This window comes from Paenibacillus sp. BT-177, from assembly GCF_025846815.2.
Lineage (GTDB): Bacteria > Bacillota > Bacilli > Paenibacillales > Paenibacillaceae > Paenibacillus > Paenibacillus polymyxa_C.
On record NZ_JAOYTP010000009.1, the window covers coordinates 30751 to 55110 of the forward strand.

The window sequence follows — 24360 nt, forward strand, 5'->3', positions numbered from 1 at the left end:
AAACTCTATATATTATACAAAATACCCCATGCCTTGGTCATTCGGCAAGAGGTATTTGGGTTTGCTTAGCGTTGATCGTTTGCTTTCGATTTGTCCGCCTTGCTCATATATTCGTCATATCGGTCATCAAGTTCACGTGCCATACTCCGGTATTTTCGCGTCTCTTCGACAATAGGGTCCATTTGAGTCTGAACCCGCACCTCATATTTGGGGCTGAGTCGTTCCCGTTTTTTGGCCTCATTCTCACGAATTTCGCCTTCCGTCAGCAGTTCACTGAGCTGGCGTTCCAATTCTTCGGATTGGCTCATCGCGATTTCCTCCTTCAGGATGATGGTTACGTAGTATTATAACCCGGTTGCGTCCGCTTCTTTCAGCACTTGAATAAGTTGAGAATGAATAGCTGTATTCGTAGCTACAACATGCCGTACACTCAGGTCATAAGGTTGGCCTAATGTGTTCGTAATGGTGCCTCCTGATTCCTGTACCAACAAAGCACCCGCGGCCACATCCCAGGCATTCAAACCGATTTCGCAATAAGCGGACAAACGTCCCGACGCCACATAAGCCAAATGCAAGGCTGCCGAGCCGAGCGCCCGAATGCCCCGTACTTGAGGTGTAAGAACCTGCGTAATTTTCATATTCAACGGTTGTGCATACGTACGATCCGGCGGGAAGCCGATGCACACCAGACTATCTCCCAGCGTTTCTTCTTTCGATGCTTGCATACGATTTCCGTGGACGTATGCGCCTTTTCCCTTCTCCGCTACAAACATTTCATCGCGGGACGGATCATAAATTACACCGACAATTACCTCTCCACGATGAGCCAAGGCAATAGACACACTGTAGTACGGCAGACTGTGCACGAAATTGGTAGTGCCGTCTACCGGATCAATGATCCATAAATATTCCTCTTCACGGGCAGCCTCTAATGCTCGGGCTGAAGCTTCAGCTCCCGGCTCTACCCCTTCTTCACCCAAAATGGCATGATCGGGAAAATGGGTGAGGATGAGTCTGCGAATCATCTGTTCTGCACCTTTATCTACCTCGGTTACTAGATCGGTCGAAGATTGCTTGGTATTCAATTGTTCAACAGTGCCCAGTCTGCTCTTAATCCATTCCCCGGCTTTGGATGCCGCATTAATAGCCACGGCCGTATAGCTTTTTCCTGATACGATATAGGGAACCTTTTCGTTTTCATGTTCGTTCAACGTGTTCACTCTACTTTCTATATCATTGTTACGTGGTTTACGAATCTGCCCTGCAGACAGTCTCTTAACCATCTCTGTTTCAGTACAAGTTTGCTAGTTTACACATTCTAGTATACACAATAAGCTTCATAAAGTTTCTCCATATGGAAGCTTTATCCGCAAAATACTACTTTTTAAGGCGTAATTTCTATGGAAGCCCCATCCAACACTTTGACCCCGTTATCTTCCTGAAGACGCAGTTCATTCATTAATCCGAACAATGCTTCATCCTTAAGTTTGGCTTCAAGCATGACATCAATCCGATCCGTATATCCAGAAATATTACGCAGAAAGGTCAGCAACGGCTCCACCAGAACACCGTCTGCATGACCACGAGGGTCTTTTTCACTTTTAGGACTGGAGGCATGAATTTTGGGCGGCAATGGATGATCAGTAGAAGATCCGGCTTGAGCCAATTCCCCTTTCCAGGTCTCCAATATATCCGGCCATAGCTCCCACGGCTTTTCCCCCTCGTTATTGACCCATTGATGATGAATATCGAGAACCATCGGCAAGCCCGTTATTTTGCAAGCTTCCAGTGTTTCCACCGCATTGAACGTTTTATCATCATTTTCCAATGTTAACCGTTGTCTTAATGAAAGATCCAGGGCATTCACTTGCTCTACAAAACGCTGACCTGAGGTCACCTTATCTCCGTATGCACCACCAATATGAATGTTGTTCTTGGCTTCGGCACCAAGTCCCATGGCCTCCAGCATCGCCACGTGGTACTTCAGATCATTAATGGAGCTCTGTAACACTTCAGGACGGGGAGTGCTGAGCACTGTAAAATGATCAGGGTGAAACGATACCCTCATCTTATTCGCCTTGACATAGTCCCCCACCTCTGCAAAATCAGCGGCAAGCGCCTCAAACGGGTCCCAGTCCCGCAGATCCTGATGGGTCGCAAGCGGAATCAGCTTGGATGAGAAACGATAGACCTGAATATCACTCGCACGATTATGACGCAGCAGCCTCAATGTATTATGGAGATTTTCGGCTGCAATCCGTTCTAGCTTGCGGATCGCCGCTTCTCGGTCTCCGATCTTGTTAAAGCTGGCCATGGTCATGGTTTTAGAAGGGGATGCATTTTGCACGGTGACTGACATGGCAACATAACCGAACCTTACGATCATAGATGTCCTTCCTTTCAGCAGTTCGCAGTAGATGGTAAGGCCGCTTTCACTCTGTGACCTAAACCCCTTTTCTACTGATCATACCCGGAAAAGCACCTGCTGATTCGGTGTATTGCACAAAACTGTAAGAAACAAACAGCTAGGATTGCTGCTGTGCTCCAAAAAACATTTCATCCGCCAATGCGGTCTGAATTCTTGATTCCTCTTCATTCAGCTTACGAATGAGAGTCATTTCTACCTCGGTCACTTCGTCACCTTGGAAATTGATTTCGGCGATACAGCCCACAATCTGAACGATGGCTACTGCCACGTTGTCCACGCTATATGCGATGACCTTCTGTCCTGTCGGAAAAACGCGCAGTCCGGATTTAACCATTTTGCCACGTCCATATTCCAGCAGTTCATAAAGTTCTTGTTCGCTCTTGAATTTGCACACCGAGTTAAATTCAGTTTGAAAGCCCATGTCTAGCCGCCACCTTTCATATTTAAGGGATTGGTAAAATGCTCAAGTACATCAATATATATGAACAAAAAGGAGAGTGATCAGCTCCCCTTCATTTTTTTCGTTTATGAGTTCTCATAGTGCAGTGCCGACCGGCGCTCATAACGCTCCAGTGCAAGAGCAATCATGCGATCCAGTAGACTTACATAGGATACGCCGGTTTCTCTCCACAACAATGGATACATGCTGAACGGTGTAAAGCCAGGCATCGTATTCACTTCATTAATAAGGATATGTCCATCTGAGCGTCTGACGAAGAAATCTGCACGGGAAATCCCACAACCTTCCAGAGCGCGGAAAGCTTGCAATGCGGCTTCACGGATACGATCTGCCACTTCCTCGTCCAGTGGTGCCGGAATGAGCATTTCCGATTGACCATCGGTATATTTGGCAGCATAGTCGTAGTAATCACTCGACGACACAATTTCACCCGGTACCGAGGCAATCGGCTCATCATTACCAAGTACGCTGACCTCAATCTCACGGGCATCGACGTACTCTTCCACGATCACCTTCAGATCAAATTGCAAAGCCAGATCTACAGCCTTTTCCAGTTCTTCTCGGTTGCTCGCTTTGGAAATACCGACACTTGATCCCAGATTGGCTGGTTTGACAAAGCAAGGATAACCTAGCTCAGTTTCTATGTTACGCACCAAGTCATGACCGGTTTGTGCCCACTGTGTACTATTAAAATAGCAGTATTTCACTTGCGGCAATCCTGCATGCTCAAACAGCTTCTTCATGACGCCTTTATCCATACCTGCTGCCGAAGCCAGCACTCCTGCCCCGACATAGGGCATATCCGCCATTTCGAACAGACCCTGAATCGTTCCGTCCTCGCCAAAGGTGCCGTGCAGCAGCGGAAACAGTACATCCAGTGTCTGCTCTCCATACAGCTTGCCGAACAACGTATCTAATGCCGCCTTGGTGCCGCCCTCAGCATGCTCCAGCTTCAATTGCTCTACAGTAGTCAGAGGCGCATTTAACAGCGTCCCTCTACGCCAATCGCCAGCCTTCGTAATATAAAAAGGAATAATCTCGTATTTCTCATAGTTAAAAGCGTTCATTACCGCATACGCCGTTTGCAGCGATACCTCATGTTCGCCCGATTTACCACCGTACACCAGCCCTACGGTCAATTTTTGATTTGCCATGCCTATCCTCCGCTTTCTTGCTTTCGTCATTGTGCCTGATTTGCTTCACTGTACCTGTTATCCATCATCTCATTTAAAAATAGTCGGCGATGTGATAAAAGCGATATACCGTATTGTCCGTCCACGCATACGAATTTTTATAGTCCCAATAACGACGTCTGGAGCTTACCGTATGTGCATTGACTAGCGGCATGCCGCCAGCATCAAAGGCCGTTACCACCGTGCTGTGCTGGAAAGTTCCGTCACCATCCCAATCATAAAAAATGACGTCCCCCAGCATGAGCTGCTCCGGTCGACTCACCTGCTCTGCGGTCAAACCCCAGGAACTGGAACCCAAATACCGTTCCAGACTGTTGGAAACCGCCCAGCTATAGCTCCACAGCTCACGTCCGGCGACCCGTCCTTTATACCACCAGCCCGATTCTCTTTTACCAGTATAGTGGATCGGTGCACCACCTGCAAAGAGGCACTGCGAGATATAATTGGTGCAATCCACATCAAAAGCCTCAAACTCCGGGTTAAAACTATCCCACCACTGATCTGCATAGGCCGCTGCTTCTTCACGGCGATATCGACTGGGGCGTGCTGATGAACCGAAGCCCAGCACACCACGATTTAGCAGCGGCAGACTTCCTCCCTGATTAAACGACGCTTGTTCGAAAGGAACCTCTCCTCCCGCTGGCTTTCTTTCTGCCGGGTCACGCTCAATCCTCGTCACCTGCCAGGCTTCACCCTCGCGTGTAAACGTCAGGCGCTCCCGTTCAATCCGATCCTCCCGGTGAGTCATTCCGCCCTTCTCATAAAAGAGCCGCACATGCAGTTGTACATCGACCACTGCCTCATCCGGAGTATCCTGCACTATTCGTATCGGCTTGGCGCGTGTCTCGCTGCGTAGGGGAACAGCGTCCCGTTCGCTGTACCACTGCTCCAACCTGGCCGCACGTGCTGCCCGCTCCATTCGCTGGCCCACCTCCAGGTACTCATCCGGCTGTGGTACACCATTTACCTCACTGCGATTGTACTGATTCACGTAAGCAAAAAGGGCCTGTTTCCATTCCCGCTCCCCCATCCCTATCCCTCCATTTTTCGTCTCGCTATCCTTATTCGGGGATAACCACGCCGATATATAACTTCCTTTCTTTCCTCTCTGGTCTGATATGCTCTCTATCTATAAGTATGAATCTCTAAAGCTTGGTATGAACATCGAAAAACGCGGGGGAACGGAACGTTTTATTTTCCAGTCTGACACGCATAATTTAGGTCAAAAAAACTTTACGGAACCGTCTGAAAACGGTATACTTAATCCAAAAGCAATCATTTTGAAATCATGTTTCATCTAATGAAACGAATTACATTCATCTCAACCTCTTAACTTACGATGAACCACTGAAGATGAAATTGAGAACGCAACCAATTAAAACCAAATGTGCAAGACGTCGAAAAAAGACATCCCTATTTTCCCGCAAGCATCCACTTCAAGGAGGTAATACTTATGTCAGGAAAAGATCAATTCTCCATTGCCCGTAGCTTGGAAGTTAACGGGAAGCCTTATCGCTACTACAGTCTTAAGGCACTGGAGGAACAAGGAAAAAGCGGTGTTGCCAAGCTGCCTTTCTCCATTAAAGTGTTGCTGGAAGCTGCGGTTCGCCAGTTTGACGGACGCGCCATTACTGAGGAACATGTGCAGCAGCTGACAGGCTGGGCTGAGGATCGTGACACCAACAAGGAAATCCCGTTCATTCCTGCACGTATCGTGCTTCAGGATTTTACAGGCGTCCCGGTGGTTGTCGATTTGGCGGCCATGCGTGATACGGTGAAAAAAGCGGGCGGCGATCCGAAACAAATCAACCCGCTCGTTCCCGTCGATCTCGTAATCGACCACTCGGTTATGGTTGATGCTTTCGGTACTAGTGACGCGCTGGACTACAATATTAATGTAGAGTTTGAACGCAACGAAGAACGGTATCGTTTTCTGCGATGGGCGCAAACGGCATTCAATAACTTCCGTGCGGTGCCGCCGTCCACTGGTATCGTTCATCAGGTTAATCTAGAGTATCTCGCCTCCGTAGCCGCGACCAAAACCATCGACGGCGAAACCGTGGTCTTCCCAGATTCCCTCGTGGGAACGGACTCCCATACGACGATGATTAACGGGCTGGGTGTTGTGGGCTGGGGTGTCGGCGGGATTGAGGCAGAGGCCGGTATGCTGGGGCAGCCGTTGTATTTTGTCACTCCCGATGTGATCGGCTTCAAACTGACAGGCAGTCTGTCAGAAGGTGCTACCGCTACGGACCTGGCGCTAACAGTTACGCAAATGCTGCGTAAAAAAGGCGTGGTCGGGAAATTCGTAGAATTTTTCGGTCCAGGTCTGGCCAACATCAGCTTGGCTGACCGTGCGACTGTGGCCAACATGGCACCGGAATACGGCGCAACGATCGGCTTTTTCCCGGTTGATGCCGAAACGCTGGCTTACCTGCGCAGCACCGGACGTTCCGATGAGCAAGTCAGCCTCGTAGAGGAATATTACAAAGCTCAAGGCATGTTCCGCACAGCCGATACCCCAGACCCTGTGTTCAGCGATACGATTGAGCTGGATCTGGCTTCGGTTGTACCGAGTCTCGCCGGACCCAAACGTCCGCAGGACCGTGTTGAGCTCAGCCGCATGAAAGAAACCTTCGAAGGCATTATCCGTACCCCGGTAGACAAAGGCGGCTATGGACTGAGCGATGAAAAGATTGCACAGAAGGTTCCACTGACCCATCCGGACGGCTCCACCAGTGAACTGGGTACTGGCTCAGTCGTGATTGCAGCGATTACAAGCTGCACGAACACCTCCAACCCAAGCGTTATGCTAGGCGCGGGCTTGCTCGCCAAAAAGGCAGTACAACGCGGGCTCAAAAAGCCAGGCTATGTTAAAACAAGCTTGACACCAGGTTCCCTTGTTGTAACGGAATACCTGCAAAAAGCCGGGCTGATCGAACCACTCGAAGCCCTCGGCTTCCATGTGGCAGGCTACGGCTGCGCGACCTGTATCGGTAACTCCGGTCCACTTCCCGACGAAGTGAGCCAGGCCATTACAGACCATGATCTGACCGTCGGCGCAGTCATTTCCGGTAACCGGAACTTTGAAGGACGTGTGCATGCGCAGGTCAAAGCCAACTATCTTGGTTCGCCGCCACTGGTTGTCGCTTACGCGCTGGCAGGTACGGTGAACATTGATTTGACGAATGACCCGCTTGGTTATGATCAGGACAATCAGCCTGTCTACCTGAAAGATATCTGGCCTTCTTCCGAAGAAATCAAAGAAGCGATCAGCCTGTCTCTCAGCCCGGATATGTTCCGCCGCAAATACGAAAATGTATTTACAGCCAACGAGAAATGGAATTCCATTCCGGTTCCTGAAGGCGAATTGTATGAGTGGGATGAAAACTCAACTTATATTCAAAATCCGCCGTTCTTTGAAGGACTTCAAGATGGTGTGCAGGATATCAAGGAAATCCGTAATGCCCGTGTACTTGCCCTGCTGAATGATTCGGTCACGACTGACCACATCTCGCCAGCAGGCAACATCGCCCCTTCCAGCCCGGCAGGACTGTACTTGAAGGAGCATGGTGTAGAGCGTAAGGACTTCAACTCCTACGGCTCTCGTCGCGGTAATCATGAAGTCATGATGCGCGGTACATTTGCCAACATCCGTATCCGCAATAATGTAGCTCCAGGCACCGAAGGCGGTGTGACCAAGTACTTGCCAACAGATGAGGAAATGTCCATCTATGATGCGTCCATGAAATATCAGGCAGCCGATCAGAACCTGATCGTCATTGCCGGCAAGGAATACGGCACAGGTAGCTCCCGTGACTGGGCGGCAAAAGGTACACTGTTGTTAGGTGTTAAAGCCGTCATTGCTGAAAGCTTCGAGCGGATTCACCGCAGCAACCTGGTCGGCATGGGTGTACTGCCGCTGCAATTCCAGGAAGGCTATGGCTGGTCCAGCTTGGGTCTCAATGGTCGCGAAACCTTCGATATCCTCGGCATTGACAATGACGTGAAACCAGGTCAAGAACTTACGGTTGTAGCCAAACGCGAGGATGGCACCAAGTTCGAATTCCCGGTCACTGCCCGTCTGGATAGCACCGTCGACATCGATTACTACCACAACGGTGGTATTTTGCAAACCGTATTGCGTCAAATGATTCAAGCGTAATGATCGATTGAATCATGAAAATCCCCTCCCAAATGCGGTGTAAACTGCAATTGAGAGGGGATTTTTTTACATGCTCGAAGCATTCAGGAGAAAACATATGCCTATGGTCGAAAATACAGCAGTTATAAGCACTGTAATGAGACCAGGCAGGCTTTTCAACATTTCAGAGCCTTCTTGGCTCTTGAATTGACGTCTGAGAACAAGCTGGAGCAAAAGCATAACTATAAAGGATATGAGGCTAAGTCCACATAACAACCATATAAAACATATAGAAGAGGTGTGTATGGACCTGCTTCTTGCTTTTCGCCTCCAAGAGTAGTAGTTATTAATTAGAGAGTATTTCTACATTTGAGAGGTGAGGAATTGAAAGTTATCGAATTAGCAATTGTATTAAATGACAAAGAGGGCTACTATACTGAAAAATTTGACCTTGTTGCCTTGCCTTTTGTCCCAAGAAAAGGAGAAATGGTTTTATGGAATAATAAACTTTATCGTGTGCTAGATGTAATGTATAGTTTTGAAACAACTGAGTACGACTATAATTATGACGCTAACCCTAGTATTCAAAGCTCGGTAGCTCATGATGTAACCTATAAAGTTTTTTTGAAACCTGATAATTTTAACAGACATTGAATAAAGTATTTTCTTAGTGCTTAGGCTAAGAAAATACTTTATTTGTTTTTCACAATAGCATCCCTATAAATTGCCGTTATAAAACCTTAATAGGTTAACAAAACGCTTGTTTTGCCTTGTCTTCCAGACTCACAAATAAGTTCTTCGCTGGTTCTACCCCTAATAATAGCAGTCAGGCGCACGCCAGGAGCGCCACCGCACGGTTATGAGCTGAAGCACGAGCATCCGGAATATGGCTGCTCTCTCCGATTTTAGACTGTAATTTATCCCCATCCACTTTGCCACCGGTGACAGCGACGCTGGCACTGCCCCATAGAGCTAATTCAATTCATATTATACACATATCAGCAATCTATATTTTTATACCTATGGCTTAGAAAAAGAGAAATAATCAACTAATGATCGTGGACAAAAAAGCCGACCCACTCAGGACCGGCTTCCAACTGTATTCTCTTATAACCTTACCTTCGCTTGCCAATTACTTCGAAATATCCAAAAAGCCCTCTCCGAACACATCCCGTACGTCATGAATGGTAATAAACGCTGCTGTATCGATAGCTTTCACAATCTTTTTAAGCGCTGATACCTCTTGTTTACTAATGACGATATATAGGACCTCTTTCGGATTTTTAGTGTAATATCCGTGTCCTGACAGGACGGTAACTCCACGGTCCATTTGCGTAATGACCATCTCGGCAATTTTATCTTGGTGCTCCGAAATGATCATGACCGCTTTTTTCGGATTCAGTCCTTCAATCATGAAGTCCATCACCTTCGTACCAACGTACAAAATAACGATAGTCAGCATCAATTTTTCCGGACCAATAATAAAATAGGAAGAGAATGCAACAATCAGATCAAAAAACAACAAGGCATAGCTGATATTCCAATCCAGATATTTGTTGGCGATCCGGGCTAAAATGACGGTTCCTGCCGTTGTACCACCGACCCGTACAATTAAGCCAATTCCAACCCCTACCAAAACTCCGGCAAATACAGCATTAATCGTCGGCTCATGCGAATCAATCCGCCAGTTGACCGTTAAATGCAAAAACAATGAGTTAAATGCGACCGCAATTATAGTGTACAAGGTCGTTCTCTTGTCCAAAAATTTATATCCAACAATCAGCAGCAAGCCATTAATCACCAGATTGACGATCGAGGGAGACCACTGAAACAGGTAGTACAAGATGATCGTGACCCCTGTAACGCCCCCCTCGCCAAACTCATTCGGGATCACATACAGATTAACAGCCAGCGCGAAAAAAAACGCACCCAGAATAATAAATACGATATCTGCAATACTTTTTTTCATATATGCTCTAATCCTCTCTCTAACATTTCAACGGATGAATTGCCAGATGGATTGGCTGACTCTTCTTGCCAAAATACGCTGACAACCAGTTCATGGTATCCACTCCCCAACATAAAGTCAATACAACTTTGACACTTTAATTCGCCACCAGACTGCCTTAGTCCAACCTTAGAATTCCGCAAAATTCTGCTAATACAAGGTTATTCGACAAAAAAACACAATCCCGACTACTAAACTAAGAAAACGGGCCTCTAGCCCTTGTTTAGGCCCTAGGCACATTTTCCCCTAAAATGACCATCCTCCTAATACACATTTTGGACACATACGACCATCTTCCTGTTTTATGGCAAAAGCGTTTTACTTTGGATAAATGCGGGTATAATGATTGAAACCTTACCAAGCAACCTATACGGCATTACGACATCAAGTACATATAAATAGTCCTATACAGACGTCCTAAGCAACTCAATCTGAATTTGACAATATGGAATTGGAGGAATGACCCAAATGAATACAATGAACTTAACTGTCCACACCCTGATGCCCTTTCACCACCAATACCAACGTGCCAACGCGGTGAGTATGCAGAAGAAAGAAGATAGCTCGGAGAAGAAGCTCAGCTTTCAGGACATTTTGAATGAAAAAATGGGTAAAAAATAAAGCTCCGTTAATCCGGTGCATATCTCGCTTTACATAAGCTGAAAAGCCGTAGTTTTCTACATCGACTGTAGAGAACCACGGCTTTTTGCTATCTCACGCGTTTCTAAACCTAAACTCATACATTCATGGAAATAAACCTCTGACGAGCTTAACTGTACTATTTGTTGAGGCTTCCCAGTTGATTGACTTTCGTATGGCTACCGATTTATCGCTCGCCATCCCGATACTGCTCTGCCTTCTCACGCATCCCGGCGACGACGGCTTCCTCGGTATTCAGTCCCTTATCTGCCGCATAGGCACGAATGTCCTGTGTGATACGCATACTGCAAAACTTAGGACCGCACATCGAGCAAAAGTGTGCTTCCTTGGCCCCCTCTGCCGGTAGTGTTTCATCATGGTAGGACAAGGCCCGCTCAGGGTCAAGCGAAAGATTGAACTGATCGCGCCAGCGGAATTCAAAACGCGCCTTGGACAAAGCATCGTCCCGCTGCTGTGCACGTGGATGGCCCTTCGCCAGATCGGCAGCATGTGCGGCAATTTTGTAGGTAATAACTCCCTCGCGGACATCATCCTTGTTCGGCAGACCCAAGTGCTCCTTCGGCGTAACATAGCACAGCATGGACGTCCCGAACCAACCGATCATGGCCGCCCCGATAGCTGAGGTAATATGATCATATCCTGGTGCGATATCCGTCGTCAGCGGCCCTAAAGTATAAAAGGGAGCCTCCTTACAAATTTCCATTTGTAAATCCACATTCTCCTTGATTTTGTGCATAGGGACATGTCCCGGCCCTTCAATCATGACCTGGACATCATGCTTCCATGCGATTTGCGTTAGCTCGCCCAACGTCTTCAGCTCTGCAAATTGTGCTTCATCATTCGCATCATAGATACTACCCGGACGCAGACCATCCCCGAGAGAAAAGGCCACATCGTAGGTTTTCATAATTTCACAGATTTCTTCAAAATGCGTATACAAAAAGTTCTCCTGATGGTGCGCAAGGCACCAGGCTGCCATAATCGACCCGCCCCGGGATACAATTCCCGTCATTCTATTCGCCGTCATCGGTATATATCGCAGCAATACACCCGCATGAATTGTAAAATAGTCCACTCCTTGCTCCGCCTGCTCAATCAGTGTGTCTCGATACAGCTCCCACGTCAGCTTCTCTGCTTCGCCGTTCACCTTTTCCAGTGCCTGATATAGCGGCACCGTCCCAATCGGTACGGGTGAATTCCTAATAATCCATTCGCGTGTCGTATGGATATTACGGCCTGTGGACAGGTCCATGACGGTGTCTGAGCCCCAGCGTACAGCCCAGGTCATCTTCTCCACTTCCTCCTCGATGGAGGACGTAACCGCGGAATTTCCAATGTTTGCATTGATCTTCACGTGAAAATGGCGCCCTATGACCATGGGCTCGCTTTCCGGGTGATTGATATTTGAAGGTAAAATGGCTCGTCCAGCCGCCAACTCCTGCCGTACAAACTCGGGCTCCACTCCTTCACGGATCGCCGCAAATTCCATTTCAGGCGTAATGATCCCTTGCCGCGCATAATGCATTTGCGTCACGGTGCGCCCTTGTGAAGCCCGAAGCGGACGGTTGGTCACACCGGGAAATTCCACTGTTTCCCGTTTGGAGCCGGGTTTCAGTCCATTATCCTCCGGCTTGACGGTACGGCCGTCGTAAGCCTCCACATCCCCCCGTTCCAGTGCCCAAGCTCGCCGTAATGGTGGCAAGCCCTGACGAATATCCACCTGATAGGCTTCATCTGTCATCGGACCGCTGGTATCGTACACACGCAGTGGCTCATGATACTCTATTCCCTGCGGCGTATGTGTGGGATGCAGCGCGATTTCACGCTCTGGCACGGCAATGTCCGGCCGAGAACCTTGAATATACACCTTGCGGCTCCCTGGGAAAGAATTAACCCTACTGGCTTGCTCCGCACTTGTCTTCTCTACTGTTGTTGATTTCACTCCTGTTTCTTTTGTTCCTTCGGTTTCCATCGATTTCATGATCCATTCCTCCCGTATCGTTGAAATGACACACCGATCCGGAACCATTCCCAGGGTGGCGCTGATCTATGCAAAAAAGCCGGTTCCCTAGGGAACCGGCTAATCAAACGAGACAGCTATCCAGACAGTGCGCACATGGAATAAAACCCTATGCGTCACCGCAGACAGCAGCTGCGTATACATTTCAATGGCCGATTACTTCCCTACGCTGGTATGATCCAGATCAGGTGCAAAGGGTCCGGAATCTTGCCCGATTCCATCTCAGCCCGCATTACAGGCTCCCCCAGTAACTGTGATACTTTCTATTCACATGAATTGGCGGCTATAACAGACAACCCGCCATCTCTATCAGACTACTTTAAATTTATAGCTTTGGCAACCCTTGTATGATTTCCTTTTGTATTGATTACTGTTACGGGAGCATAAGCCCCATTTCCTTAGCTGCTTCGATCAAAACCGGAGCAAAATCATGCAGCGTCTCGGGTGCAAGTCGACTGACCGGGCCGGATACAGATAAAGCCGCCGCGACCTGTCCCTTTCGGTTCACAATAGGCGCGGCCACAGCCGCAGCCCCTGGCTCACGTTCTTCATAGCTAGTCGCATACCCCTTCTCACGAATGTCCTGCAGCTGGGCTTTATATACCTCAGGATCTACCGAGGGAGGCCATTCTTCACTGCTTAGCAGTACCTCCAGCTCCTGTGGCGGCATAAAGGCCGCCAGCACCTTGCTGGAGGCTCCCACAGCCAGCGGCATACGCGCACCCACAGGCGCAACCCTGCGGATCGCCTGATTGCTCTGCACGGCTTGTATGCGAATACGCATGCTTCCATCCCGCAGGTACAAGCTGACCGTTTCCCCTAAGCGATCACGCAGTCCTTCCATTGCAGGCTGTAACAACACCGCCGGCTCATCGCTTTGGGACAGATGCGTGGACAGCTCCCATATGCGAAAACCAAGCCGATATTTTTCCGTTTCGGCATTCCGAACGACAAATCCCCGATCCTCTAGCGTAGTCAAAAGACGATGAACGGTGCTTTTATGTAGACCAATTTGGGAGGCAATCTCCGTTAGACCAAGATCAGATTCTGCGGTAAAACACAGCAGTATATCAAGTGCACGCTCTACAGCGCGGACGGTTAATTTACGGTCTTCCATCGTGAACCGCTCCTCTTGTATCCATATTCGTTTCACACTATGAAACATGGTTACATAAATTATATAGAATAGTCGCAGCTACTGTAAACCGATGTTTTTGTGACAACCATATTACAGAACAAGAACAAACATCGACAATTCTTTGCATCATTTTTACTTTTCCGGTTCAGACGTTGACTTTGGATAATACCCATCATACGATAATAGGTATCTATACGGACATACCCTACTATTTTCAAGTGGAATTATACCTAAATTTTATGATTCGAAGATCAATTCTATATAAGGAGGCTCTTACATGATTTCCACATCCCAGCGCAACGCTCAGCTACAGACCGCTGTTCAGGAGCCGTCCACCCCACTCTTTAATCCCCGTATGCTGCGGTTCAAGCACGTTGTGATTGCTCTGCTGCTGTCGGTCGTATTTTTTCTGTTGTTTTGTTTTATTGCCTTGCATGCTTACATCGCCTGGGTGCTTACGAATCCCACCGTCGCACCATTATACTCTAATCCGATGCAGGCCAAAGGTATGCCTTATGAGGAAGTCAGCTTCCCAGCCAAGGATGGTAGCCGTATGGTACAAGGCTGGTATATCCCGGCAGATCAATCGCGGAAAACCATAATTTTCAGTCATGGCTATGGAGCCAACCGCGAAGAAAGCTGGATTCCCATGTATGATCTGGCGCATTATGCCCATAGCTTGAACTTTAATGTGGTCATGTTCGATTACGGATTTGCGTCACAAAACAGCAAGGCCGTCGCAACCGGAGGCAAGGCAGAATCCCAACAGCTCCTTGGAGCCATCCAGCTGGCAAAACAACGCGGCTCGTCGGAAATTATTGTATGGGGCTTCTCTATGGGAGCAGGAACCGCTCTTCAGGCGGGTTTGCAAACCAAAGATGTGGACGCGATGATTTTGGACAGCACCTTCCTACTGGAACCGGATACGCTATACCATAACATTCACAATCAAATTAATTTGCCGAGACATCCATCTTTGGAAATACTGGAGTTGCTGTTTCCAGTTTTGAACGGCACCAGTTTGCATCAGATTCCATATCAGGAAGTAAAAAAGGAGGACTATCCGTTTCCAATCATGTTTGTGCATGGTACACAGGATGAAAAGGCTCCTTACCCCATTGCGGAAAAGCTCGCTGCCAATCAGACCAACCCACTTTCCAGTGTATGGATTGTAAAAAACGGGATACATGAGCTTATTTTCAGAGAGCATCCTCGTGAATATTTACGACGGGTATCGACATTTTTAAGCAGTGTACAGGAGCTGGAGGACAAGAAAACCACGGCTGCTGCCCATAAACAAACGACTACGAAGTAAAGAATTATTTTCGAATAAGCATTCATCGCCTTGAAGAAGCCTACCTATGGACACTTAACCCGTGCCGTAGACAGGCTTCTTTTTTTATTTTCCACGATTAATTATTGTTCTGTGCAACAGATATAACCTGATGAAGGAAGTTCATAGACATATTCCCGATGGGACGGCGAATATACTGGGTACATATGCATCCAGGACAGATCTGCTAGATCTGCTGGATAGCCATAGTGGGATACGGGAGGTAAAAACGATGCTGAGTACTTATGGGTCTTTCCTGCCCTTACGTGTGCTGGAGGAAATCCGTCATTGGAAGCAGCAGGAAAGTTGGCATGTGGAAGTGATTAAATCCGCTACTGAAGGGCTAGAACCTGCTTATGTGCGGCTGCTGGATGATTGGCGAACCGTATTTGAACAAACGGAACGCACCGCCATAGAGTTGCTTGAAGAGCAACGGAGCGCGCTTGATCCGGTAGAACAGGCATGGCAACATCAGGAGAAAAAAGCGTCGTCTGCCCCCCAAGCTCATACACACCAGCTGGATAAACCATCAGCACATTCAAGGGGATCAGACGCATCAGCAACTGGAGAGAAACCGTTGTCCGAATCAGGCTTGAATTCACAGCCTGCCTCTCAAGAATTAAATCGTCGACTGGACGATTTGCTGCAAACTGCGAACCGTCAATCACAAGAATATGTACGGCAGCTAGGTTTGCTGACCGAGCACAGTCATGCATTGCGTCAACAGCCAAAATCCGCCGGAGTTGTAATACACGCAGCACATGAAAGCCAATATTTCCTGATTTCGACAACTCCCTTTCAAGAGCCCGGCTCCATCGCACGAGCCGCTGGGTTGTATCATGTAGCGGCAGAGGGTGAGGATTACCCGGAGCAAGCGTTTCGAGAGAGACATGCCAGCATGAGAGGAGAAGGTTCTGGGGCTACTAAAGGCGTCCAGTCCGGTCAGACGCAACCTTCAGCAGCGGAAAAATCCTTAGTCGGTCGCCCGGTCCCTATTGGGGGACATCGGCTCCCTCCGCTTCCTTACCCTTATAATGCGCTTGAACCGTACATTGATGAAAAAACGATGCGTATTCACCATAACAAGCATCATTTGAGCTATGTGAATGATCTGAATAAAGCGGAAAAGAAACTGGAAGAAGCCCGAAAAACAGGTGATTTTGACCTCGTAAAGCATTGGGAACGTGAACTGGCATTTAACGGTGCAGGTCATTATCTGCATACTCTTTTTTGGACGATCATGAGCCCTCAAGGCGGTGGAAACCCAAGCGGACCGCTGGCTGAACAAATTAAAAAGGATTTTGGCAGCTACGATGCCTTCAAAAAACAATTTAGTTCGGCAGCCGAAAAGGTCGAGGGCGGCGGCTGGGCTATCCTGGTATGGAGCCCACGCGCCGGGCGGCTTGAAATTTTGCAGGCCGAAAAGCACCAGAACCTGACTCAATGGGAGTCTATACCGCTGCTGGCGATCGATGTGTGGGAACACGCATATTACTTAAAGCATCAGGCCGAACGTAATAAATACATCGAAGATTGGTGGCATGTCGTCAACTGGCCTGAGGTGGAGGCGCGCTATGCCCAAGCCTCCAAGCTAAGATGGCAACCATTCTAAGCTAAAACAAACTACACCTGCAAATCGTATCGCTCTCTGAGCGCTGCCATCTGTTCTGCCAATCCTTCCGGTTGCACCAGCGAGCCATCGGCAGGCAAAATGGCAGCCCGGCTCTCAACTACACAGCGTAGCGATGCTGTATACGCCTCGACAGACGGCACACCAGCCAGCTCTGCCAGACTGCCCATCGTTGCCGGATTCACCCGGGGATAATCCGGCTCCTGCACGCCTTCAGGCGTACCCCCGGCCGCCTCCCTATAAAACTGCTGCACCGCCTGTGCGCGCTCTGCTCCGCGGCCCTCAATCATCACGAAGGCTGTGATGATATACGCCTTGGCTTGACGCCGCTGCGCAATGCCGCAAAACTTGCGTCCCCCAACGCTCACATCGTAGTCCCCGGGACAGAAGGACCCGATGATTTCTCCAGTCTGCGCCTCGACAGACCACGGGGCCAGTGCATCGGCAATCAGCCCTGCCATGAGCCGAAAATCCTCATGCAGGCTGATGGCCCGCTGCGGATTCGGCAGGATCAAGGACAGGTTCAGTACCCCCCTGTCCAGCATGACGGCTGCTCCGCCTGAAGGACGCACGCATACCGACGTTCCTGAGCTGCGCACCCGCTCCATCGCCTGTGGGGCGTTGGGAAGCCTGCGGTCCCGGTGACCAATCACAAGCGCCGCTGGATGCCGCCATAAATGCAAAATAGGCGCAGCTCCCTTCCCAACTTGCCGACAAGCTAGCTCCTCCCAAGCCAGCGGAAACAATACGTCTTCCTGCGTAGTCGTCAGTGGCGCTTCCAACCATTGCAACTCAGGCAACGCTGTTGTTATTTCTGTTGAGCTATGTATATGATCCATACGTTATCCCCTATCTTAAAAATAACTGTTATCCATAGGCTAATCGTAACTTTCAAGGCAGCTATGCTGCCATTTTTTTATTTCATTCTTCACAGCAACGATCTATTTTCTCTATTTCTGATGTTAACAAAAAAAGGCAGCTACGCCTATGCGTAGACCACCCTTTTTTTCATCCTATCACGCCGTGTTCAATCATTCCTTAATCAGGGACAAGAACTCTGCGCGTTGTGCTGCATTATCACGGAACGTGCCGCGCACTGCAGACGTTACCGTTTTGCTGCCAGGCTTTTTGACGCCTCTGGCACACATGCACAAGTGCTCGCCTTCCACGACCACCATAACTCCGTGAGCGGAGACCGCTTCATTTAGAATATCAGCGATCTGCGATGTAATACGCTCCTGTACCTGTAATCGGCGGGTCACCGCCTCCACCAAACGGGCAAGCTTGCTTAGTCCTACAATTTTACCGCTGGGTACATAGCCGATATGCACTTTTCCGAAGAAAGGAGCCATATGGTGTTCACACTGACTGTAATAGACAATATCCTTCACGATTACAAGCTCCTCGTGATTCTCGTCAAATGTCACACCCAGCGCATCCCGTGGATCAACCTCATAACCCGCAAATATTTCCTCATACATGCGCGCAACGCGTGCCGGTGTTTCCAACAAACCTTCACGCTTAGGGTCCTCACCGATCAGTTTTAAAATCTGCTCCACATGGTACTCGATTTTATCCCGGTTATCCGCAGCTTTGCGGTTAATATAATCTTTTACGCCAGCCACAGTAATCCTCCTCTATGCAGCAACCTCATGCGGCATCCGTGCTCACGTTGCTCATTATTTCCGACGGCCCTGATTTTTACGCGCACCAGGCTGATTTTTGGAGAACTGTTGGTTCTTCATCATCTGCTGGGCTTTTTGCATCTGTTTCCCATTCAAGTTGTAGCCCATCTGTTTGGCCATTTTTTGCAGCGTTTCAGGGTCGTTTTGCATCTTTTCAAGCTGTTTGCGAAGATAATAAGCACCGATGAAAAATCCCCCGACCAAGCCAACAATCAGGGTAATAATCGGAATGACAATATTCCACACCACGAAGTCGTCACCTCTGTATATTTATATGAAACATCTTGAATTACACGAACCTATCATAGCAAAACATGGGACAGCTAGCAAATTACTTTTTGCAAACATATGTCCTTATTCCTTCTCCAATTCCAGCAGCTTCATCTTGACTGGCAAGCCTCCGGCATAGCCGACCAAACTTCCATTTGCACCTGATACCCTGTGACATGGAAACAGGATTGGCAATGGATTTTTGTTATTGGCTCCGCCGACAGCACGTACCGCCTTGGCTCGTCCGATCGATTCTGCAATATCTTGATAGGACACACTTTGTCCGTACGGAATATTTTGCAGTGCGCGCCATACCTGCTCTTGAAAAGGAGTGCCTCTCAAATCATAGGCTATACTGAATTCCCGTCGTTCTCCCGCAAAATATTCACGCAGTTGTTCTGCAGCTTCGCGCAGCTTTTCCGGCTCCTGTACATAGACATATTCCCCGACCCATGTCCGGGCCCATTGCTGAAGCAATGCTTCCTTCGCATAAAAAGAGCCATAGTCAATTCGACATAGCCCACGATCCGTAGCACACAGCGTCAGCGTGCCCACAGGTGTCTCCATCTCATCATAATAAATCGTAGTTGGACCCTGTGAATCCTCCGCCTTTAATTCAGCAGAAGTTTGCTGCTCTGCCTGCTCTTGTTCCTTTAGCTTGGAATGCGCCTGTGCGATCATTTCGCGTGCTTGCTCATGTTGTTCTTTCTCTGATGCTTGCTTGATCGCTGTCATAGCGTTTTCCCCTCCTATTCGACTCAAAGCCCACGCCGCCGTGCCTCGCAGCTCGGGACGCGGATCATCCAATAAAACCTCCGTCAATTTGGGCACCGCGCTAACATCCTTGAAATTGCCAAGACCAATGACTGCATTGCGTTGAATCGGCTTCTTCCCCCGCCAAGCCGCTGCACTTTGACCAAATCGGTCTTTGAATTCGCGATTGCTCAAATCCAGTAACGGTAACAGCAACGGCTTCACAATTTCAGGATCGGGTGTAAGCTCGGGATGATGATCCCAGTTAAGGCCTCGATTTTTGGGACATACGATTTGGCACGTATCACATCCATACAGCCGATTCCCTATTTTCAGCATAAACTCCTCGTCCAAAAAGCCCTTGGTTTGCGTCAAAAAGGACACACACCGCTGGGCATTCAGCTGTCCCGGACCTACAAGCGCGCCGGTAGGACATGCATCCAAACATTTGGTGCACTCTCCGCAACCATCCGTAACCGGTTCATCTGGCTGGAAAGGAATGTTCGTCAACAGCTCCCCCAGATAAATCCATGATCCCAGTGTCGGTGAAATCATCATCGTATTTTTGCCGCTAAAGCCAATCCCTGCGCGTTCCGCAACAGCTCGATCCGACAGTTCTCCGGTATCCACCATGTTTTTCAACACTGCATCAGGTACCCGCTCACTTATAAAAGCCTCAAGCTTTTCCATCGCTTCACGCAATACCAGATGATAATCTTTACCCCAGGCTGAACGCGCCAAAATACCACGGTACTTGCCCTTGTCCGACTTCGGCGGGTCCTTCATTTTGGAAGGATACGCCACCGCAATGGCAATCAGGGATGCAGGCTGCGAGCCATACAGCTCCGGATAGATGCGCTTATCAATATCGGGCTCTTCAAAGCCGGACTCATAGCCTTTAGCACGATGCTCTTCCAATATAGCTTTCAGAGACAGAAAGGGATCGGCGGATGCGAACCCGATGGAGTCGATACCCAGCCCTGGAGCTGCCTCAATAATTTCCTGCTTGAGCGAAGCCCAAGTCGAAGCCGTTCCGGTAGCCGTCCGAGTTAATTCGCGTTGCATCCGATACTCACCTCTCTTCTACTTTTATCATTACGGATATGAGAATGTTGCAACATTCTCATATCTCAAATTTCAACAGAAAACAGCAACAGATGCTACCGTAAATTTTTAACAGCACTCGTCGCCAGAAAATCACAGCGATTATTCAGTTCGTTGTCACTGTGGCCCTTCACCTTCACATATTCAACCTCATGCTTACCCATTAGTTCCCATAGTTCTTCCCAAAGTTCCTTGTTCTCCACCGGCTGATTTTTACTGTTACGCCAGCCATTACGGAGCCAATTCTTAATCCAGCCTTGTTTGAAGCAATTGACGACATAGGCAGAGTCACTGTGTACTTTTACACGGCACGGCTCCTTGAGCAGCTTCAGCGCTTCAATCACCGACTTGATCTCCATACGGTTGTTTGTCGTCATCTTTTCGGCACCCGACAGCTCCTTTCGATGCTCACCATACAGCAATACGATCCCCCAGCCCCCTGGGCCCGGGTTCCCCGAACAAGCACCGTCGGTATAAACCATCACTTCTTTCATCGTTCTCTTCCTTCCTGATTGGGAATCGCTGATCCGTTATAACTCTGATCGGTTCGCACGTATTCCGCATTGATTTCAGACTATCGTTGCTCATAGCCACTTCCACTCCGAGATCGGCCAAAATATAAACTCTGCACGTCCCAGTAAATCTTCAGACTTAACGCTGCCAAAATACCGGCTATCCTTGCTTGCAGCCGTATGGCGATTATCTCCCATGACAAAAAAGTGTTCCGGCTCCACTGTAAAAGGACCGTAATCACCATCCTCCACGTCCGAGTTGGTGTACGGCTCATTTAGCAGCTCGCCGTTTACATACAAACGATTATGCTCAATCCGAATGACATCTCCGGGAATACCTATGACTCTTTTCACTAAAAATCTTGGGCTGGACAGTTTGGAATCAGGATCTTTTAAAATCACAATGTCCCCTCTCCCCGGATCATGAAAATTATAAACCAGCTTATTAACGAACAAATGCTGGCTTTCCGTTAGCGTCGGTTGCATCGAATGTCCTCTGACCGTGGACAAGTTAAATACAAACAGGTTCAGAAGCAACAAGACGACCATTGCAATCAGCAGAGTAACTAACCAATCGCGTATGTAACCAGAGCGACCTGCCTGTTTGGACGTTTCCGGTGAAGGTAGCAGGTCTGACGAAGGAGTCAAAGCATCCATAATTAACCTCCTCAACCCTGTTATAAATAGAAAAGCATATCCCGTACCCGATTGCAACGGTTACTCAGATATGCTCTAAATGTAAATATTATACTTCATTTCTGTATATCGATTGTCGATTAATGAGGTGCCAAAATACTCAGCTTCTGAAACGCCTGTAAAATCTGGCTTGCTCCGTAACCCATAGCTTCGTACAACGGCATGGCCGCACTGTTATGCTTGTCCCCGGCTACCCAAATACGGCTAACCTTACGTTGCTGAAAACGCTGCTCCATGGACTCCACAAGCGATTTCCCAATTCCCATCCGACGATGATCCGGGTGAATAGCAATACGATAATAACAACCATGATTCTGATCAATCGTGCCAATCAGGGCACCAACGATCTCTCCCTCTTCTTCGGCAACGACGATCAAACCGGAATCCCACGAAAGCTGACGGGCAAAAGCACCCACCGTCTCTTTGTAGCACTCCTCCGACAAGGCAATTTGCATGAGCTCCGTTACTGAATTCACATCACTTAATTGAAAGGAACGAACGTGCATAGTAATATCTCCCTTTTCGTAAGCATAATAAATAAATTGAGACAGCACCGTCATTTTTACATAAATCCATAAAGCGCTTATCATGGTGTTAATCACAAGGCATTATGATAAAAATGCATACGATCTGCTATATATGAAATGAAGAACAGGAAAAGGGTGTATGCCCTCAAGTTTGTCGTGTCATAGACATGACAGCTTATAGCAGACGACAAAAAAGCCCAAAATTCTGCTTCCTTGACCATTAAACCATACTTTTTGACGGAATACATCCCTTTTTCTCATGTAAGCGCTGTATATAAAGCGTTTACATTTTAATGTTCACAATTTACCTCTTATAACCTATGTATTATGTATTCCAATCGTGTTTTTGGACATGCTAGCTACCAGGCCCAATTGCCCAGTTTGGTATTTTACAAACAAAAATGTTGAAAAAATAGGCTGAATGCGGTTTAATATAACTATCGAGGGTATTATTACATAGGAACACTTACCCAACCATATAACCAGGAGGGATTTTATTATGGCATTTCAATTACCTGAACTTCCTTACGCAAAAGACGCACTGGAACCACACTTTGATGCACTGACAATGGAAATTCACCATGATCGTCACCATAACACATATGTTACGAACTTAAATGCAGCTCTGGAGAGCGCTCCTGAACTACAAAGCAAAAGCCTGGAGGATCTGATCTCCAATCTGGACAGCGTTCCTGAAAGCATCCGCACTGCGGTTCGCAATAACGGTGGTGGACACCACAACCACAGTTTGTTCTGGGAAGTTATCGGTCCTAACGGCGGTGGACAGCCAACAGGTGCAATTGCTGAAGCAATCAACAACGAACTGGGTGGCTATGACAAATTTAAAGAAGACTTCACTAAAGCAGCTACAACTCGTTTTGGTAGCGGCTGGGCTTGGCTGGTTGTCGGCAAAGACGGCAAACTGGCAATCACTAGCACTCCAAACCAAGATAGCCCGCTGTTCGAAGGTCTGACTCCGGTACTTGGACTGGACGTTTGGGAGCATGCTTACTACCTGAAATATCAAAACAAACGCCCAGATTACATTGCAGCTTTCTACAATGTAATCAACTGGGATGAAGTTAACAAACGTTACGCGGCTGCAAAGAAATAAGCCAGTAGCAACATTCTTATCCTTAATCATGAAGGGCTGTCTCAAAAGTAGATTTTCTACGAATGAGACAGCCCTTTTGGCATTCTGTGGTAAACTGGTGGAAATCATTCTTTATTACAGTCCCAGGAGGGTAATGGATGCAGACTTTTTTTCGTTATAACTGGATGGTTCGAGAACAATGGTATCGCTGGTGTGAAGAGGTGCCGCAGGAGGAACTGCTGAAAGAACGTATTGGCGGGGCTGGCGCCATTCTAAAAACGCTCTTTCATATCGTTGATGTAGAATGGAGCTGGGTTCAAATCATTCAAGGCAAACCTGATTTCCAGGAGGACTTCTCTCAGTATAATACGCTGGCTAAAGTCCGCGAGCTGGACGCGAAGTTTCGACTCGATGTGGAGCCATTCGTCCTCGCCTGGCATGAAGGTCTGGTACGAAAAAGGTTTGAAGATCACCTCCCGGACGGCAGAATTGCGATCGATGCCTGGGGCGAGGTGATGCGTCATGTCATTGCCCACCAAATTCATCATATCGGACAGTTGTCCGTATGGTCGCGTGAGCTCGGCAAGGCCCCGGTTTCAGCCAATGTAATTGGCAAAGGACTGATTGAGAGCGATCCATCCATATAGGTATAATATCCGCAATTAAAAATGAGTAGAAAAGAGCCTTCAAGCTCCTTCTACTCCTT

At 48.1% G+C, this 24360-nt stretch carries 23 protein-coding genes and 1 riboswitch; of the genes, 7 read left to right on the forward strand and 16 right to left on the reverse strand.

All coding sequences use genetic code 11. The features are described from left to right. Positions 1-65 precede the first annotated feature (65 nt). From OIU26_RS21000 to OIU26_RS21025, 6 genes are all read right to left on the reverse strand, one after another. Positions 66-308: a hypothetical protein gene (locus OIU26_RS21000; RefSeq protein ID WP_013369430.1), complete on the reverse strand. Its 243-nt coding sequence runs from the start codon at positions 306-308 to the stop codon at positions 66-68. A 36-nt stretch (positions 309-344) separates the two neighbouring features. Beyond that, the gene (locus OIU26_RS21005; protein WP_017428433.1) at positions 345-1211 is read right to left on the reverse strand and encodes an inositol monophosphatase family protein; all 867 of its coding nucleotides are present in this window, start codon (positions 1209-1211) and stop codon (positions 345-347) included. Between the two features lie 173 nt (positions 1212-1384). Continuing rightward, on the reverse strand, positions 1385-2386 hold the full coding sequence (gene uvsE / locus OIU26_RS21010; RefSeq protein ID WP_058831220.1) for a UV DNA damage repair endonuclease UvsE: 1002 nt from the start codon (positions 2384-2386) through the stop codon (positions 1385-1387). Between the two features lie 139 nt (positions 2387-2525). Beyond that, entirely contained in the window at positions 2526-2849 is a 324-nt protein-coding gene (locus tag OIU26_RS21015) for a hypothetical protein (RefSeq protein WP_016819326.1), read from the reverse strand. 104 nt (positions 2850-2953) lie between these two features. Further along, positions 2954-4042, reverse strand: a complete 1089-nt coding sequence (locus OIU26_RS21020; protein WP_137077850.1) for a D-alanine--D-alanine ligase — start codon at positions 4040-4042, stop codon at positions 2954-2956. A gap of 73 nt (positions 4043-4115) precedes the next feature. Next, on the reverse strand, positions 4116-5111 hold the full coding sequence (locus OIU26_RS21025) for an amidase domain-containing protein (protein WP_264217908.1): 996 nt from the start codon (positions 5109-5111) through the stop codon (positions 4116-4118). Positions 5112-5534: 423 nt separating this feature from the next. On the opposite strand from OIU26_RS21025, the gene acnA reads away from it, so the two are divergent. Next, positions 5535-8246, forward strand: a complete 2712-nt coding sequence (gene acnA / locus OIU26_RS21030) for an aconitate hydratase AcnA (RefSeq protein WP_165082891.1) — start codon at positions 5535-5537, stop codon at positions 8244-8246. A gap of 363 nt (positions 8247-8609) precedes the next feature. After that, positions 8610-8879 carry a hypothetical protein gene (locus OIU26_RS21035; protein ID WP_264217909.1) on the forward strand — a complete coding sequence of 90 codons (270 nt, stop codon included), beginning with the start codon at positions 8610-8612 and terminating at the stop codon, positions 8877-8879. A gap of 478 nt (positions 8880-9357) precedes the next feature. Here the strand turns inward: OIU26_RS21035 and OIU26_RS21040 are convergent, their stop codons facing one another. Then, positions 9358-10194 (reverse strand): YitT family protein, encoded by an 837-nt coding sequence (locus tag OIU26_RS21040; protein ID WP_013369422.1) that lies wholly within the window; start codon positions 10192-10194, stop codon positions 9358-9360. 507 nt (positions 10195-10701) lie between these two features. Here OIU26_RS21040 and OIU26_RS21045 point away from each other — a divergent pair. Continuing rightward, positions 10702-10854 (forward strand): hypothetical protein, encoded by a 153-nt coding sequence (locus tag OIU26_RS21045; RefSeq protein WP_010348453.1) that lies wholly within the window; start codon positions 10702-10704, stop codon positions 10852-10854. A gap of 205 nt (positions 10855-11059) precedes the next feature. Here OIU26_RS21045 and thiC read toward each other — a convergent pair whose 3' ends face one another. Further along, the gene (thiC, locus tag OIU26_RS21050) at positions 11060-12874 is read right to left on the reverse strand and encodes a phosphomethylpyrimidine synthase ThiC (protein WP_436449186.1); all 1815 of its coding nucleotides are present in this window, start codon (positions 12872-12874) and stop codon (positions 11060-11062) included. A 183-nt stretch (positions 12875-13057) separates the two neighbouring features. Then, positions 13058-13169, reverse strand: a riboswitch (TPP riboswitch). Between the two features lie 117 nt (positions 13170-13286). Beyond that, the gene (locus OIU26_RS21055; protein WP_013369419.1) at positions 13287-14030 is read right to left on the reverse strand and encodes an IclR family transcriptional regulator; all 744 of its coding nucleotides are present in this window, start codon (positions 14028-14030) and stop codon (positions 13287-13289) included. A gap of 298 nt (positions 14031-14328) precedes the next feature. Between OIU26_RS21055 and OIU26_RS21060 the strand changes: the two genes are divergently transcribed. Together OIU26_RS21060 and OIU26_RS21065 are read left to right on the forward strand one after the other, a co-directional pair. Further along, complete coding sequence (locus tag OIU26_RS21060) at positions 14329-15366, forward strand: alpha/beta hydrolase (RefSeq protein WP_058831224.1); 1038 nt, start codon at positions 14329-14331, stop codon at positions 15364-15366. Between the two features lie 250 nt (positions 15367-15616). Beyond that, positions 15617-16996 (forward strand): Fe-Mn family superoxide dismutase, encoded by a 1380-nt coding sequence (locus tag OIU26_RS21065; RefSeq protein ID WP_264217979.1) that lies wholly within the window; start codon positions 15617-15619, stop codon positions 16994-16996. Positions 16997-17007: 11 nt separating this feature from the next. On the opposite strand, the gene OIU26_RS21070 is transcribed toward OIU26_RS21065, so the two are convergent. From OIU26_RS21070 to OIU26_RS21100, 7 genes are all read right to left on the reverse strand, one after another. Next, complete coding sequence (locus OIU26_RS21070; RefSeq protein ID WP_264217910.1) at positions 17008-17853, reverse strand: lipoyl protein ligase domain-containing protein; 846 nt, start codon at positions 17851-17853, stop codon at positions 17008-17010. 192 nt (positions 17854-18045) lie between these two features. After that, positions 18046-18639 carry a GTP cyclohydrolase I FolE gene (gene folE / locus OIU26_RS21075; RefSeq protein WP_013369415.1) on the reverse strand — a complete coding sequence of 198 codons (594 nt, stop codon included), beginning with the start codon at positions 18637-18639 and terminating at the stop codon, positions 18046-18048. Between the two features lie 54 nt (positions 18640-18693). Further along, positions 18694-18948 (reverse strand): YneF family protein, encoded by a 255-nt coding sequence (locus OIU26_RS21080; protein WP_013369414.1) that lies wholly within the window; start codon positions 18946-18948, stop codon positions 18694-18696. A 105-nt stretch (positions 18949-19053) separates the two neighbouring features. After that, entirely contained in the window at positions 19054-20787 is a 1734-nt protein-coding gene (gene queG / locus OIU26_RS21085; RefSeq protein WP_264217911.1) for a tRNA epoxyqueuosine(34) reductase QueG, read from the reverse strand. Between the two features lie 95 nt (positions 20788-20882). Continuing rightward, positions 20883-21320, reverse strand: a complete 438-nt coding sequence (rnhA, locus tag OIU26_RS21090) for a ribonuclease HI (RefSeq protein ID WP_019686138.1) — start codon at positions 21318-21320, stop codon at positions 20883-20885. 90 nt (positions 21321-21410) lie between these two features. After that, on the reverse strand, positions 21411-21995 hold the full coding sequence (gene lepB / locus OIU26_RS21095; protein ID WP_264217912.1) for a signal peptidase I: 585 nt from the start codon (positions 21993-21995) through the stop codon (positions 21411-21413). 119 nt (positions 21996-22114) lie between these two features. Beyond that, complete coding sequence (locus OIU26_RS21100) at positions 22115-22540, reverse strand: GNAT family N-acetyltransferase (protein WP_013369410.1); 426 nt, start codon at positions 22538-22540, stop codon at positions 22115-22117. A 520-nt stretch (positions 22541-23060) separates the two neighbouring features. Between OIU26_RS21100 and OIU26_RS21105 the strand changes: the two genes are divergently transcribed. Next, positions 23061-23675 (forward strand): superoxide dismutase, encoded by a 615-nt coding sequence (locus tag OIU26_RS21105; RefSeq protein ID WP_013369407.1) that lies wholly within the window; start codon positions 23061-23063, stop codon positions 23673-23675. A 137-nt stretch (positions 23676-23812) separates the two neighbouring features. Continuing rightward, positions 23813-24301, forward strand: a complete 489-nt coding sequence (locus OIU26_RS21110; RefSeq protein ID WP_264217913.1) for a DinB family protein — start codon at positions 23813-23815, stop codon at positions 24299-24301. Positions 24302-24360: the final 59 nt, after the last annotated feature.